Source organism: Flavobacterium salilacus subsp. salilacus (assembly GCF_004634195.1).
Taxonomy (GTDB): domain Bacteria; phylum Bacteroidota; class Bacteroidia; order Flavobacteriales; family Flavobacteriaceae; genus Flavobacterium; species Flavobacterium salilacus.
Genome location: NZ_SKBP01000005.1, coordinates 190,150 through 205,465, shown reverse-complemented (window position 1 = coordinate 205,465; position 15,316 = coordinate 190,150). Strand labels below are relative to the sequence as shown.

At 34.9% G+C, this 15,316-nt stretch carries 17 protein-coding genes and 1 tRNA gene; 9 read left to right on the top strand and 9 right to left on the bottom strand.

Going from position 1 to position 15,316, the window contains the following annotated elements:
• The first annotated feature begins 6 nt into the window (after positions 1–6).
• Positions 7–732 carry a 3-deoxy-manno-octulosonate cytidylyltransferase gene (kdsB, locus tag E0W68_RS08320; protein WP_135218965.1) on the top strand — a complete coding sequence of 242 codons (726 nt, stop codon included), beginning with the start codon at positions 7–9 and terminating at the stop codon, positions 730–732.
• An 11-nt stretch (positions 733–743) separates the two neighbouring features.
• Here the strand turns inward: kdsB and E0W68_RS08315 are convergent, their stop codons facing one another.
• Positions 744–1,406, bottom strand: a complete 663-nt coding sequence (locus E0W68_RS08315) for a spermidine synthase (RefSeq protein WP_135218964.1) — start codon at positions 1,404–1,406, stop codon at positions 744–746.
• Positions 1,407–1,467: 61 nt separating this feature from the next.
• Between E0W68_RS08315 and E0W68_RS08310 the strand changes: the two genes are divergently transcribed.
• On the top strand, positions 1,468–2,016 hold the full coding sequence (locus E0W68_RS08310; RefSeq protein WP_135218963.1) for a 1-acyl-sn-glycerol-3-phosphate acyltransferase: 549 nt from the start codon (positions 1,468–1,470) through the stop codon (positions 2,014–2,016).
• A 201-nt stretch (positions 2,017–2,217) separates the two neighbouring features.
• Here the strand turns inward: E0W68_RS08310 and E0W68_RS08305 are convergent, their stop codons facing one another.
• Positions 2,218–2,667 (bottom strand): helix-turn-helix domain-containing protein, encoded by a 450-nt coding sequence (locus E0W68_RS08305; RefSeq protein ID WP_135218962.1) that lies wholly within the window; start codon positions 2,665–2,667, stop codon positions 2,218–2,220.
• A 270-nt stretch (positions 2,668–2,937) separates the two neighbouring features.
• Between E0W68_RS08305 and E0W68_RS08300 the strand changes: the two genes are divergently transcribed.
• The 4 genes from E0W68_RS08300 (at position 2,938) to E0W68_RS08285 (ending at position 7,831) form a co-directional block, all read left to right on the top strand.
• Positions 2,938–4,101 (top strand): M14 family metallopeptidase, encoded by a 1,164-nt coding sequence (locus E0W68_RS08300; protein WP_135218961.1) that lies wholly within the window; start codon positions 2,938–2,940, stop codon positions 4,099–4,101.
• A gap of 70 nt (positions 4,102–4,171) precedes the next feature.
• Positions 4,172–4,651, top strand: coding sequence for an Lrp/AsnC family transcriptional regulator (locus E0W68_RS08295; protein WP_135218960.1), 480 nt, complete (start codon positions 4,172–4,174; stop codon positions 4,649–4,651).
• Between the two features lie 78 nt (positions 4,652–4,729).
• A complete protein-coding gene (locus tag E0W68_RS08290; RefSeq protein ID WP_135218959.1) occupies positions 4,730–7,309 on the top strand; it encodes a phosphoenolpyruvate carboxylase in 2,580 nt (859 codons plus the stop codon).
• 3 nt (positions 7,310–7,312) lie between these two features.
• A complete protein-coding gene (locus E0W68_RS08285; RefSeq protein WP_135218958.1) occupies positions 7,313–7,831 on the top strand; it encodes a DinB family protein in 519 nt (172 codons plus the stop codon).
• A 2-nt stretch (positions 7,832–7,833) separates the two neighbouring features.
• Here the strand turns inward: E0W68_RS08285 and E0W68_RS08280 are convergent, their stop codons facing one another.
• The 7 genes from E0W68_RS08280 to aroB form a co-directional block, all read right to left on the bottom strand.
• The gene (locus E0W68_RS08280; protein WP_135218957.1) at positions 7,834–8,322 is read right to left on the bottom strand and encodes a hypothetical protein; all 489 of its coding nucleotides are present in this window, start codon (positions 8,320–8,322) and stop codon (positions 7,834–7,836) included.
• A 74-nt stretch (positions 8,323–8,396) separates the two neighbouring features.
• Positions 8,397–9,062: a hemerythrin domain-containing protein gene (locus tag E0W68_RS08275; RefSeq protein ID WP_135218956.1), complete on the bottom strand. Its 666-nt coding sequence runs from the start codon at positions 9,060–9,062 to the stop codon at positions 8,397–8,399.
• 244 nt (positions 9,063–9,306) lie between these two features.
• Positions 9,307–9,660, bottom strand: coding sequence for a DNA primase (locus E0W68_RS08270; RefSeq protein WP_135218955.1), 354 nt, complete (start codon positions 9,658–9,660; stop codon positions 9,307–9,309).
• 8 nt (positions 9,661–9,668) lie between these two features.
• Positions 9,669–10,640 (bottom strand): deoxyhypusine synthase family protein, encoded by a 972-nt coding sequence (locus E0W68_RS08265; RefSeq protein WP_135218954.1) that lies wholly within the window; start codon positions 10,638–10,640, stop codon positions 9,669–9,671.
• Positions 10,641–10,665: 25 nt separating this feature from the next.
• Positions 10,666–12,072 carry an arginine decarboxylase gene (locus E0W68_RS08260; protein ID WP_135218953.1) on the bottom strand — a complete coding sequence of 469 codons (1,407 nt, stop codon included), beginning with the start codon at positions 12,070–12,072 and terminating at the stop codon, positions 10,666–10,668.
• 56 nt (positions 12,073–12,128) lie between these two features.
• Positions 12,129–12,305, bottom strand: coding sequence for a hypothetical protein (locus E0W68_RS13840; protein ID WP_162075809.1), 177 nt, complete (start codon positions 12,303–12,305; stop codon positions 12,129–12,131).
• A 57-nt stretch (positions 12,306–12,362) separates the two neighbouring features.
• The gene (gene aroB / locus E0W68_RS08255) at positions 12,363–13,430 is read right to left on the bottom strand and encodes a 3-dehydroquinate synthase (protein ID WP_135218952.1); all 1,068 of its coding nucleotides are present in this window, start codon (positions 13,428–13,430) and stop codon (positions 12,363–12,365) included.
• A gap of 92 nt (positions 13,431–13,522) precedes the next feature.
• Between aroB and E0W68_RS08250 the strand changes: the two genes are divergently transcribed.
• The 3 genes from E0W68_RS08250 to E0W68_RS08240 all read left to right on the top strand — a co-directional run bounded on the left by E0W68_RS08250 (position 13,523) and on the right by E0W68_RS08240 (position 15,250).
• Positions 13,523–14,692 carry a proline dehydrogenase family protein gene (locus E0W68_RS08250; RefSeq protein ID WP_135218951.1) on the top strand — a complete coding sequence of 390 codons (1,170 nt, stop codon included), beginning with the start codon at positions 13,523–13,525 and terminating at the stop codon, positions 14,690–14,692.
• Positions 14,693–14,702: 10 nt separating this feature from the next.
• On the top strand, positions 14,703–15,077 hold the full coding sequence (locus E0W68_RS08245; protein WP_135218950.1) for a DUF4258 domain-containing protein: 375 nt from the start codon (positions 14,703–14,705) through the stop codon (positions 15,075–15,077).
• A gap of 95 nt (positions 15,078–15,172) precedes the next feature.
• Positions 15,173–15,250, top strand: a tRNA-Val gene (locus tag E0W68_RS08240).
• Positions 15,251–15,316: the final 66 nt, after the last annotated feature.

The window sequence follows — 15,316 nt, the reverse complement described above, 5'->3', positions numbered from 1 at the left end:
AGTATTATGAAAATTATAGCCGTTATACCCGCACGATATGCCAGTACCCGTTTTCCCGCTAAGTTAATGCAGGACTTGGGCGGAAAAACAATTATAACCCGAACGTATGAAGCTGCTGTAAATACAGCACTTTTTGATGATGTTTTTGTAGTAACCGATTCGGATATTATTTTTAAAGAAATAATTGCGCATGGCGGTAAAGCCATAATGAGCATAAAAGAGCATGAAAGTGGCAGCGACCGTATAGCTGAAGCGGTAGAGCACATGGATGCGGATATTGTAGTAAACGTGCAGGGCGACGAACCTTTTATAAATAAAGAACCGCTTGCCGATGTACTGGAAGTTTTTAAAGGCGATATGGCTCATGAAATTGACCTAGCATCGCTTATGATGCACGTTACTGACGAGGGAGATATTGAAAACCCGAATAATGTAAAGGTAGTAGTCGATCAGAAAAATTTTGCACTTTATTTTTCCCGTTCGGTAATACCCTATCCAAGAGAAAAAGGAGTAGGAGTGAGGTACTTTAAACATATTGGTATTTATGCTTTTAGGAAACATGCTTTGCTCGATTTTTACAGCTTGCCCATGCATTCGCTCGAAGCATCCGAAAAACTGGAGCAACTGCGTTATCTTGAATATGGTAAAAGAATAAAAATGGTAGAAACCAGCCACGCAGGTATTGGTATAGACACTCCCGAAGATTTAGAAAAGGCAAGAAAAATGCTGTAATTGTTTTTTGCTTATTTCAATTTTTTGATGGTGAACAACTCGTTATGGTCTTCTATTTTAGGATAGGTTCTTACCGAGTAGTTTTCATCAAATCGTGTGCGGTAGCGTAAATTTCGATCTTTATCTTTTTTATTCAATGTCATGGTATTAAACAGTATAAAACCATTTACATTTAACAGAAAATTGATTCGGTTTATAAAAAAGTCTTCAAACAAAAAATTCGGCATTACCGTATCCTGAAAAATATCAATGATAATAAGGTCGTATTTTTCCTTTGTTTTCAGTACAAACTCAAAAGCGTCGTCAATAACAATTTCAAGATTTTCAATTTCGTTTAATTCGAAATACTTATAAGCTATTTCAATTACCTGCGGATCTATCTCTACACCTGTTATTTTACCTTTAAACTGTATTTCGTCAACCAAAGTTTTTATAACACTTCCTCCGGCAACACCCAGCACGAGTATGGTATTAAATTTTCGTATTCTGTCATAACCTATATAGCTCAGTCCCTTTCGCAATACGCGTTGCAGGCTGCCATAGGAGTAGTTTGTGTTTCGGGAGTCCAGTACCAGTTGTCCGTTATTCCAGGTAACTTCAAGATTTTTGCTAATGCTCGATTTCTTCTTGTGTATGTTAACAGGTATAAAGTAACTTAATATTCTCTTCAGCATCGGCAAATGTTTTCTAATCGTAAATATATACTATTTTTATACCTGATTTTTTATACAATATATGAAAAAAATATACCAATTTTTGCTTTGTACTGTAATGGGCTGGCGCATAAAAGGTTCTATGAGTACCAATGTAAAAAAGTGTGTCATTATAGTAGTGCCACATACCAGTTGGGTAGATTTTGCCATTGGTGTTATGGCGCGGGGTGCTATAGGATTGGAAATGAATTTTGTAGCCAAGAAAGAACTTTTCAAATTTCCTTTCGGAGGATATTTCAAGTGGATGGGAGGCACACCCCTAAACCGACATAAAAATGAAAATAAGGTAGATGCCATAGCGGCAATTTTTAGGGAAAAAGAAGTCTTTCGTTTAGCAATAGCCCCCGAAGGTACACGCAAGAAAGTAGAAGAGTGGAAAACAGGTTTTTATTACATAGCGCTAAAAGCCTGTGTTCCTGTTATTGCTGTGGCTTTTGATTATGGAAAGAAAGAAGTTAAACTGGCAGAACCCTACTATTTGACAGGAGATAAGGACCTTGACTTTGCTGCTTTAAAAAAGCATTATGAAGGGGTAACAGGTTATGTAAAGGAGTATAGTTATGAGGCATAACATTAAGAATAGTTTAACGGTATATACTTCATTTTTAACAAATTAGTTTTGTAACTTTATCATGAATGTTAAATGTTATTGTACTGATAATACACACAGAAAATAGTTTTTGCTTTATCTGAATAGTGAAAGATAATTTGTGTTTGTTTTATTGGTTAATGAGCCCCGAAAATATCTTTAATAAGGTGTTTCGGGGTTCTTTTATTTAGGAATGTAATTTTTAAAAGTTCCGTTTTTATAAAAAATTACTATTCGTTCTATTTCTATACCATCTTCTGTTATATCATCTTCATTTTTTTCAACCTTTTTAAAGTCTGCTTCTTTTTCATTTTCCTCATTAGAAGAAAAAAGATCATTTGCAATAATATCCTGTTTATTAACAGATGGGGCAGGAGAGGTAGTATTTATATTTTTATCTGTTTCCTGTTTCGGGAAATTTCCCTTACCGTTAAGAAGCCAATACAAATCTACTTCGGGAAAACTATCTACTAATTTTAAAACAAAATCTAAGCTTGGCTTATTTCTGCCGGATAGTAAATGTGACAGCCCGGAGCGTTGCACCCCCAGCTTATCGGCAAATACTGATGCTGACATATTGTAATAGTCGAGTATAGTTTCAAGGCGCTTTAAAAAATCGTCGGTGTTTACCATTGTAAATTAATATATACTTTACAAATGTAAACAATAATATGATAGATAGCAAATAAACAGTATAAAAGATATAATTATAGTAAACTAATAATACAGGTAATTTAGTTTAATTAATTGATAATAAATTAATTAAAATATTAATCACGTAAAAGAATATAATTATTAATAGTTAGGATAAACGAAGTTTACAAATGTAATATAACTCACTAAATCTATTGTTTACAATTGTAAAAAAGATGTTGTTTACTTTTGTAAACTAAATAAAGATTCATGAATTTAGAATTATTATACCAACAATACAAAGAGCATACTCTTGAAAAGCGATATATAACCAACACTCATATAGAGCCTGTATTAAGTAAACTAAAAACTTCTTTTGAGGTAGATGTCTTGAGCAAGTCTGTTTTAGATAAACCGATATACAGTATTACTGCCGGTAAGGGTAAAACAAAAATTTTGATTTGGTCGCAAATGCATGGTAGCGAATCTACAACCACCAAGGCACTATTTGATATGCTCAACTGGTTAAATGGCGATACCAAAGAAGCGAAAGTTATAAAAGATAACTTTACATTATGCATAATACCTATATTAAACCCTGATGGAGCAAAGCTATATACCAGGGAAAATGCCAATAAAGTAGATTTGAATCGTGATGCTGTTGCGCAATCCCAACCGGAAAGTAAAGCGTTACAACAAGCATTTAATGCTTTTAAACCTGATTTTTGCTATAATATGCATGATCAGCGTACTATATTTGGTTTAGAATCAGAGGGCAAACCCAAGCCTGCTACAGTTTCTTTTTTAGCACCCGCCTACAACGAGGAACGTGATATTAATAATACTCGACAAAAAGCAATAAACCTTATTGTAGCAATGGCTGAAACCTTAGAGCGTTATATACCGGGGCAGGTAGGGCGTTTTGATGATTCTTTCAACATAAATTGTGTGGGAGATTATTTTCAGGCAGCAGGAGTACCCACGGTATTATTTGAGGCAGGACATTATCAGCAAGATTATGAAAGAGAGGTAACAAGGAGATTTATCTTTTTTGCATTATTATCGGGATTTTATTCAATTTACGAAAACGTTATAGTTGTTGATGAAAATGAGAAATATTTTAATATTCCTCAAAATAAGAATGTATTTTATGATATCATGTATAAAAATGTTAATATAAATTATGAAAATAAAGAAAAAATCACGATTTTTGCCTCTCAATATAAAGAAGTTCTGTTTGAGAATTATGTAATGTTTCAAGCATTTATTAAAGAAATAGACAATTTTGATATTGCCAACGGACATGCAGAATATGACTGTAACGGAGGGAAGTATGTAGGAAAAGACGGTAAAAATTATCCAGTATCTGATACAAAAGCCGATTTTTTTATTGAACCCGACAGAAAGTTTATAAATGGAGTAGAAGTTGAATAGTGCTTTTTGATATTGTATATACAGTATAGTAATGAACTAAATATAATTACACAAATAAAAAAACACATTTATGAGTAAGTTTCGTTTAGATGAAGTTGATCACCAGATATTAGATATGCTGATTGACAACACCAGAGTTCCCTTTACGGATATAGCAAAAAAGCTATTAATATCTGCAGGAACTGTACACGTTAGGGTTAAAAAAATGGAAGATGCCGGTATTATAATGGGATCATCATTAACGCTCGATTATGAAAAACTGGGGTATTCTTTTATTGCCTATGTGGGTGTATTTCTTCACAACACATCGCAAACTAAATTTGTGTTAGAGCGCATAAACGAAATACCGTTTGTTACCGTTGCTCACGTTACCACAGGTAAATTCAATGTATTTTGTAAAATAAGAGCACGAGATACCAAACACGCAAAAGAAGTTATTTTTATGATAGATGATATTGAAGGTGTGTACAGAACCGAAACCATGATATCACTTGAAGAAAGTATTAATGATAAAAAGCGCTTAATGCATACTATTTTTAAAGATATGTAATAATTTTTATCAAAAGTTTAATACCCTCATGCCAATAACATGAGGGTTTTTTATTAATTTCAATAAAAAAAATAATATATGTATCCTGCAACCCGAATAGAACGTTTTAATGAAAATGTAAAACTTAAATATCAGTTGTTTAACAGTATATTTATGACACTCCCTTTTGATGCCATCGGCAACACCGGTGTGTTACTGCCCTTGTTTTCAGAAATATGTGACGACGGATATAAAAATAACAAAAGCCCGAAAGAAATAATCGATGCTTTTTCGGACAAATACCTGCAAGGCTACCCTGAAACACAAAAAATAGACTTATTGTTTCGCTTTATTCAATATGTAGAGCGACAGGTTGTATTATTTGATGCAATAGAAGATGCCGCATTTGATACGCTTCATAATCTGGATGGAAGCGGGTCGTTGCTCGAAAGCAAAGAAAGAGCAGAAAATCAAAGCCTTACAGAAGAGTTAAAAGCATTTTTAAGTGACTATCAGGTTAGAACAGTACTCACAGCACACCCTACACAGTTTTATCCCGGCGCTGTACTGGGTATTATTACCGATCTTACCCTTGCCATACGCGACAATAATTTATCACAAATAAAAACACTGTTGGCGCAACTGGGTAAAACACCATTTATTAAAAAAGAGAAACCCACGCCTTATGACGAAGCGGTTAGCCTGTTATGGTATTTGGAATATGTTTTTTATCCCACCGCAGGAGATATGGCATCCTACATACAGGATACTGTATATAGAGGTGAGCCTCTGAATCATGGAGTTTTATCATTCGGTTTTTGGCCCGGAGGCGATAGGGACGGAAACCCTTTTGTGACTACTGAAATTACACTGAAAGTTGCCGACCGATTAAGAACATCAATATTAAAGTGTTATTATAATGATGTAAAAAAATTAAAACGCAAACTTACCTTTACAGGAGTACATACATTAGTTGCAGATATTGAGCAAAAGCTATATCGCTCTGTATTTTATTCGGATGGCGATGTATATATCTCATTACAAGAATTACAGACAGGATTAAAAGCGATACGCAATATTATAATCGATCATCATCAATCATTATACCTAGATGAGATAGACAATCTTTTAAACAAAACAATAATTTTCGGTTATTACTTTGCCTCTCTGGACATTCGTCAAAACAGTCACATACACGATACCGTTTTTAGCGATGTTATTGCTGAACTTGCAAAAAGGGGAGACGCTTCCTTAAAAAATTATGCAGCTTTAAACGAAGATGAAAAACTTAAGGTTTTAGAAAATACCAGGAGCAGAGTAGAGGCTTCGTGGTTTGAAAACGAAAATGCGCGCCTTACACTCGAATCCATTACGGCAATGAAAACCATACAGGAACAAAATGGCGAAAATGGGTGTAACCGATATATAATAAGCAATAATGAAAGTGCGCATAATGTACTGGAAGTATTAACATTATTTGAACTATTAGGTTGGGAAAACCCAACAGCCGATATTGTACCGCTGTTTGAAACGGTTGACGATCTTAAAGATGCCCATAAAGTAATGCAATCGTTATATGAAAACCCAAAATATGCAGCGCATCTTAAAAACAGAGGCAACAGGCAAACTATTATGCTCGGTTTTAGCGACGGTACTAAAGATGGAGGCTACCTCATGGCAAACTGGAGTATTTATAAAGCTAAAGAGAACCTAACCCTTATGGCTCGCCAGTATGGCATTAAAGTAATCTTTTTTGATGGCAGGGGCGGACCTCCTGCACGCGGTGGCGGTAAAACCCACAAGTTTTATGCTTCGCAAGGGCAAACTATAGAGAATAACGAAATACAGATAACCATACAGGGACAAACCATCAGTTCTAATTTTGGTACGCTCGACTCGTGTCGTTACAATTTAGAAAACCTTTTGAGTGCGGGTATTACTAACGGAGTATTTAATAAGGATAAAAAACAACTTACACAGGCGCAAAGAGATGTGTTTGACGATTTGGCAACACTGAGTTATGAAAAATATGCAGCTTTTAAGGCACATCCTAAATTTTTGCCTTATTTAGAGCATATGAGTACGCTTAACTATTATGCTAAGACTAATATAGGCAGCCGTCCTTCAAAACGAAGCAAATCGGCACAATTAGATTTTAATGACTTGCGTGCCATACCCTTTGTGGGTTCCTGGAGTCAGTTAAAACAAAATGTACCCGGCTTTTTTGGTCTTGGTCATGCATTGGGACATTTGGAACGAAATGGCGAATGGGATAAGGCAGTCGATTTATATGAAAACTCATTGTTTTTCAGAACTTTGATAGAAAACAGTATGATGTCATTAACCAAATCATTTTTTCCGCTTACCGCTTATATGAGAGAAGATAAAGAATTTGGCGAGTTTTGGCAAATCATCTACGATGAGTTTAAAGAAACCAAACGTTTGCTCCTGAAAATTTCGGGTTATAAGCAACTCATGGAAAATTACCCTGATGGCAGGGCATCAGTAAAAATAAGAGAACAAATAGTGCGTCCCTTGCTTACTATACAGCAGTATGCCCTGCATAAAATAAGAGAAATTAAAAACGGCAATGAGCCTGATGCATTGCTGGAAGTATATGAAAAAATAGTAACCCGTTCCCTTTTTGGGAATATTAATGCCAGCAGAAACTCTGCTTAGCGTATGAGAATAAGCCAATTACAAACCGATGAATATGCACCGTATCATGGTGCTTATTTACCAAATGTTGATGATACCTGGACACTTGTTGAAGGTCTTGAAGTAAGTGTACATGAGTTTATAAAATTTGTACAGGATATACCTATGGGTAAACACGATTACCGCTATGCCGAAGGTAAATGGACAATAAAAGAGATAATACAACACCTGATAGACTCCGAGAGGGTGTTTAGCTACCGCGCCATGCGTTTTTCGCGTGGTGATAGTACCGCGCTACCCGGGTTTGATGAAAACAGTTATGTTGATAATGCGCATGCCAATGAAAGAAGTTTACAATCGTTACTGACAGAAATGTCGGCACAGCGACATGCCTCTTTGTTACTCTTTAAATCATTTACTGAAGATGATTTGATGAAAAGGGGAGTAGCATCAGGATACAATGTAACGGTGCGCGCTTTAGGCTTTTTAATTATTGCGCATCAAAAGCACCACACCAAAATTTTTCAGGAACGCTATTTATAAAATTATGTTTTAAATTTTTGAGGTTGTTCTCTTCTAATTTCTTGTGTAACTGAATCAAGCATTTCCACTCCCCATTTTTTAAGAATCTTATCTTTCATTTCGTAATATTCTCTATTTTGCTCATAACTAATAGCCATCAATTCTGATAAATGTTCCCATTCCTTAATAGCTTCTCCATAACTTTCAAAAAAGGTAGTGCTTAAATTTTCTTTTATCCAAGGTAATGGATACTTAGTATTAATTAGAGCCATTGATTTTTCAGGGTGGTTCATTTTTCTTACGAACTCTTTAGATAAATCCATTATCCTGTAATGAATATCTGAATCAAGTTTATCGATATAAAGTTTTTTAAAAGCATTGAATGTAGAATCGTACTCCTGTTTATTAGCTTCATTTCTCGAAGATGGGTTATATTCTGTATTTTGTGCTATAGATACTAACGAGCTTAATAGTATTATTGCAGCAATTATGTTTGGATATAATTTTTTCATACAATAATTATGAATTTATCCGTGTCACTTTTACTGTTAAAGGTGACACGGAATAAAATATTATAAATTTAAATTTATGCAGCGCAACAATCAACATATTCATTGTCACATTCCTCATTATATAAATCTGCACCAATCTCAATAGCAATCATTTGATTATTAAAATTATTTGTTGATTCAATACTGGGAGATACCCATTGAGCAGTAGCTTCTGCTACAGCATAATGATACCAAGAACTAACCCAATCTCGACAACTATTTAGTGATGCTCCACAAATACTTGGGCAATCATTTGATAATGGTGTTTGCTCATACATCAAATCAAATAAGCCAGAAGTACCTTCAATTTGTATTGTTTCATAAAACAATTTATTATCATTTAATGAAATCAAACCTAAACTTTTTAATTCATCATACTCATCGATTGCAGTTGTAAAATCTGGAAAATCAGTTAATCCGATATTGTTATAAATCCAGTCTTTTATTTTTGCTTCGGATTCGATATCGGCTCGATCTCCTTTAAAATTCATCTTATCCACAAATGCATCATGGGCTGCCTTATAGTTGATATAGCTTTGTGAAGAAATCATCATTTGATGTAACGTTTTTAAATCTAATGATGATTTAGTGCTAAAGTTAATCGAATCTGTTTCGTTGACCATTGTTGTTGATTGTTCGGAATCATTAGAACAGGACGCCATAACAGCAACTATTGCTACGGCAAAAAGAAATTTTTTCATGTTTATAATTAAAATTAGATGGATTTTACCTACTCCTTTCTTTAAAGTCTTTTTTTCGGTTTATTCAAGACTAATGTTATTGTACATATAACTATTAACAAATAAACGATTTTTTTACATTTTTGCAATTTTTAAGCAGGTTAATTTTTCGTTAACTCATGTAATTAAAAGTGTTGACAATATGTTAGTAAAGCCTAAATAAAAAAAAAGCCCCTTTAAAGGGGCTTTTTTTTATAATGCAATATTATTCTTCTTCTTCATCTTCCTCTATATTGTCAGGAGCATCATTATCATCGATATCGTCATCGGCTTCGGCATCATCTGTAATTTCCAAACCTTTTAAAGCGTCCATATCATCCGATGGTTCATCAACAAGATCATCATCTTCAAAATTTTCAATTCTGTCAGCAAGTTTAGTACTTACTTTAACCAAATATATGGTATCTTCGGTACGCACTTCTACTGCTTCAATAGTTTCATTTTTAGCATTTTTAAAACGAATGATGTCAGAATCATCATATCCTTCAGGGAATTTTTCAACCAACAGGGTTAAAATTTCATTAGTCAATTTGGCGTAGTCAACTATAATTCTTTTCATACAATTTATTATAAATCTAACAGGTAAGCAAATATAAGTGGCGCAACGATTGTTGCATCAGATTCAATTATAAATTTAGGGGTGGTTATATCCAATTTACCCCATGTTATTTTTTCATTAGGCACCGCACCTGAGTAAGAACCATAGCTGGTGGTCGAATCGGATATCTGACAGAAATAACTCCAAAAAGGAATATCATGCATTTCCATATCCTGATACAGCATGGGTACCACACATATAGGGAAATCTCCCGCTATACCACCGCCAATCTGGAAAAATCCTATACCATTACTGTTATTTTTTATATACCAGTCAGCCAGGAAAGTCATATATTCTATACCCGATTTCATGGTAGAGGCTTTAAGTTCTCCTTTTATAACATAGGATGCAAATATATTACCCATAGTACTGTCTTCCCATCCCGGTACTATAATAGGCAGGTTTTTTTCTGCTGCTGCATACATCCAGCTATCCTTAAGATCTATTTCGTAATATTCTTCCAATACGCCTGAAAGCAGCATTTTATACATAAATTCATGCGGAAAGTAACGTTCTCCGTTATCATCAGCTTCTTTCCATATTTTATGGATGTGTTTTTGCAAACGGCGGAAAGCTTCATGCTCCGGTATGCAGGTATCGGTAACTCGGTTTAATCCTCTTTCCAGTAAGTCCCATTCTTGCTGGGGGGTTAAATCTCTGTAGTTAGGTACTCTTTCATAATGTGAGTGAGCCACAAGGTTCATGATATCTTCTTCCAAATTAGCCCCTGTACAGGAAATAATTTGTACTTTATCTCTGCGAATCATCTCGGCAAAACTTTTTCCAAGCTCTGCTGTACTCATAGCTCCTGCAAGCGTTACCATCATTTTAGCTCCGCTTTCCAACTGCTTTTCATAGCCTTTTGCGGCATCCACCAACGCTGCCGCATTAAAGTGCAGGTAATGTTTTTCTATAAATTGGCTAATGGGTCCTTTGCTCATTTCGTTGTAGTTTTTTTATTCAAGTTTATTGTTGTTCTTTATCGTAGCCTAATATTTTGAGTACTTCCTCAGCTTTTTGTTGTTCAGAAAATACCTCTGTTGCCAAAATTCCGTTCTCATCTCTGTCTATCAATATATGTTTAGGTTGTGGGATAAGACAGTGGTGTAACCCGCCATAGCCACCTATGGTTTCCTGATAGGCTCCTGTATTGAAGAAGCCAATATACAAAGGTTTTTCTTTATTATACTTTGGCAAATATATAGCATTTAGGTTTTGCTCGGAGTTATAATAATCGTCACTATCGCAGGTAAGCCCGCCAAGCAATATCCTTTCATACGGATCGTTCCAACGGTTTATAGCAAGCATTATAAAGCGCTTGTTTATAGCCCAAGTATCCGGCAGGGTAGTGATGAAAGACGAATCTATCATGTTCCATTTTTCCCTGTCGTTTTGTTGTTTTTGATATAATACTTTGTATATAGCACCACCGCTTTCGCCTACGGTAAACGAGCCGAACTCAGTATAAATATTAGGTACATCTACTTCTGCCTCATCACAGGCTATTTTTATCTGATTGATTATTTCATCAATCATGTACTGATAGTCATATTCAAATGCCAGTGAATTTTTTATTGGGAATCCGCCGCCTATGTTAAGACTATCCAAAGTAGGACACTCTTTTTTAAGGCTAATATATACTTTTAAACACTTTAGCAGCTCATTCCAATAGTAGGCTGTATCTCTTATGCCGGTATTAATAAAAAAGTGGAGCATTTTAAGCTCTACATTTTTATTTTCATGTATTTGCCTTCTGTAAAAAGGTAGTATGTTACGGTAACCAATACCTAATCGAGAGGTATAGAACTCAAATTTAGGTTCTTCTTCGGCAGCAATACGGATACCTATTTTGAATTTTCCTTTTATTTCTTCCTGCAATAAATCCAACTCTTCATAATTATCAATAATAGGTATCGTGCGGCTATGCCCGTTATTGATGAGCCTCGCTATGTTGGTTATATACTCGTCTCTTTTAAAACCGTTACAAATAACATAGGTGTTTTTGTTTATTTTACCTGATTCTAAAAGTTTTTCAACAATATTAATATCGTATGCAGCAGAGGTTTCAATATGAATATTGTTTTTAAAAGCCTCATTCATAACATATTCAAAATGAGAGCTTTTTGTACAGTAGCAATAAAAATATTTGCCTTCGTACTTGTTTTTTTCTATTGCCGACCTAAACCACTCTTTGGCTTTGTGAATGTTATTGGAAATTTGCGGCAGGTAGGTAAACTTTAGCGGAGTACCATACTGCTCTACCAGTTTCATTAAGTCGATATTATGAAACAGCAGGTTATCTTTATTTAGTGTGAATTCTTCCTGTGGGAAGTAAAAAGTCTGATTTATTAAGTCGTAATATTTTGTATTCATTTAATGTAGAGTTTAACAGATTATAAAATTACTATTAGGCAATATATAATCGTGGCTCAAACTCTCAAATTGGCATACATTATCTGTAGTTCTTCATGCTGATTACCAATGCATAAAAGCACACTTGTGGCTATAGCAATATACAGCAATAACAGAAGCTGCTTAGCATCTGCTAAAGTCTTGTATTTGCTGATAATGTAACGGCAAGGAAACGTATTGCTTATTTTTTTCATTGCGACAAATGTAAAAAAATATACTTCGTATTTAAAAACAAATTTCTTAAAAAATTGTTAGGTTTGATAATCTTCAAAAGCCTTATATATCAATGCATTTTCTACGGTCTGATTTATTACTGCATTGCCTATGTTTTGCAACAATACAAACTGAATCTTTCCAAACTCATTCTTCTTGTCATGTATCAGTATTTTTAATATTGCTTCTACATCAGAATTAGTAAATATAACTTTTTCAAAAATACCAAGCATTATTTTTTTTATATTGTTATATTCTTCCTCAGCCAGCATACCTTTTTGCATAGATATGTGCGCTTCCAGTATCATACCTATAGCTATAGCTTCGCCATGCAATAAGGTTTTCTTTTCGTCATTTTCAAGATAGTATGATTCTATAGCATGCCCTAATGTGTGCCCGAAATTTAATTTTTTACGAATGTTTTTCTCGGTAGGATCTTCAAGTACAATCTTGTTTTTTATATAAACAGATTGTTTAATTACACTATCTAAATCATCATTAATTAAATTAGTTACATCTACAACAGTTTGCCAATATTTTTCATCTGTAATCAATCCGTGCTTTAGCATTTCGGCAAAACCGGAGCGTATTTCTTCAGCAGGTAATGTACTAAGGTAAGCAGTATCAACTAAAACAGCCACAGGATTATTTATTACACCTATCTGGTTTTTTAAAGCTCCTAAATCAACACCTGTTTTACCGCCTACGGCTGCATCTACCATAGCCAGTAATGAGGTAGGGATATTAATAAAATCAATCCCTCTTTTAAAAGTAGATGCTGCAAAACCGCCAAGATCAGTTACCATACCGCCACCTAAGTTAATAACTAAACTCTTTCGGTCGCATTCCAGTTCGGCAAGTGTATGCCAAACCTGTATGCAGGTATCTATGTTTTTATTAACCTCTCCCGGTTCCAGTTCTATAACTTCAATGGCTACGTCTGTTTCAAGTTGCTGAAGAAACAGCGGAAGGCAATGTGTTGCCGTATTGGTATCGACTATAATGAAGATTTTAGAATACCTGTCCGGCATTACATTTTTATACAACCACACATAGCAGTCATTATTAAAATATATACTATATCCTGATGCTTGTATAGCCTCCATTTTTTAATGATTTTAAATATTCAGCAAAATAAAGTATTTTATATTATTAATTCTTGAACAGTATTTATATTTGCACAAATTTTTTTAAGGCAATGGAAAAAATCTTCAATAATACCGAAACTGCTTTTTCTTTAAAAAGTGATACTGAACTGGACAGGGCGTATTTTCTTTTTAAACTTATAGCTTCTCAACCGTTAGTACGTATAGGTACAGCAGTTACTAACTTTGCCTTAAAGGCACACCTGCCCGTAGAAGGGCTTATAAGAGCTACTGTGTTCGACCATTTTTGTGGCGGTACTACAGAAGAAGACTGCCTGCCGGTAGTAGAGAAAATGTTTACTAAGGGCGTTTCGTCAGTATTAGATTACTCGGTAGAAGCCAAAGAAGATGAATCTGAGTTTGACAAAGCTCTTGAAAAAACATTAAAAACGATTGTTTTTGCTAAAGAAAAAGATGCTATTCCGTTTGCAGTATTCAAGCCGACAGGTTTCGGGCGCTTTGAACTGTATGAAAAGCTGGGAGAAGGAAAAATACTGAGTGCTGAGGAAGCTAACGAGTGGAGCAGGGTAGTGGAGCGTTTTGAAACCGTATGTAAATCGGCTCATGATAACGATGTAGCATTGCTTATAGATGCTGAGGAAAGCTGGATGCAGGATGCTGCTGACAACCTTGTTGCCGATATGATGAGGAAATACAACAGAAACAAGGCTATTGTTTTTAACACCCTGCAAATGTATCGTTGGGACAGAATGGATTACCTGAAAAAACTACATGCCCAGGCAGAACAGGATGGTTTTTATATAGGTATGAAAATAGTGAGAGGCGCTTATATGGAAAAAGAGAATAAACGTGCCGAAGAAAAAGGCTATCTTTCGCCTATATGTATATCCAAGCAAGCCACAGATGTAAACTATGACGAAGCTGTTGCCTATATGATAAAGCATATCGATAAAATGGCTATTTTTGCGGGTACACATAACGAAGAAAGCTCTTATAAGCTGATACAGCTAATGACTGATAACGGTATTGCCAAAAATGATGAAAGAATGTGGTTTGGACAACTGTATGGCATGAGTGATAACATCAGTTTTAATCTTGCCAATAATGGTTATAATGTAGCTAAATACCTGCCTTTTGGTCCTGTTAGAGATGTTATGCCATACTTAATACGCAGAGCCGAAGAAAACACATCGGTTGCAGGGCAAACCAGCAGGGAGTTAAACCTGATAGCCGCAGAAAGAAAAAGAAGAAAACTTAATTAACACATTCAGAATGAATTTTAAATACAGGTTGGCATATTTCCTTTTTGGTTTAATGATAGGGGTAATGTTCCTAATGTTTTTTTTAGGTAACAAAAAAACGGAATTTTGCTACTTACCCAACTGCCGTGTACTGAAAAACATAAGAAGTAAAGGCATGACAATTTCTCCGGAAGCACAGAAAAAACTGGATGAAAAATGGATTACTATGGATGATATCAAATCCTGTACAGAGGATGGAGATGTTGATTTTTCGCGTAGTAAGGAAAAATACAAGGGAGGTACTATCTATATTGTTGAAGGCGAAAATACTAAAGGAGAACCTATTGAGGTAGAATTTGTAAATTATGAAAATAAAGTACTCCTGAAAGACGTGAAAAAAGTATAAAATAATTGTATTGGTTGCTTGTAAATATCAATAGTAAGCGTATATTTGCACTCGCAATAACAAACAAGGTTATTCCTGAAAGTTAAGCAATATAAGGGCGATTAGCTCAGTTGGTTCAGAGCATCTCGTTTACACCGAGAGGGTCGGGGGTTCGAATCCCTCATCGCCCACCAAAAGTAAGCTTTAGATCACTATAAAGTAAGTTAAATCACAGAAAACCTGCACTTTACGAAGTTGCA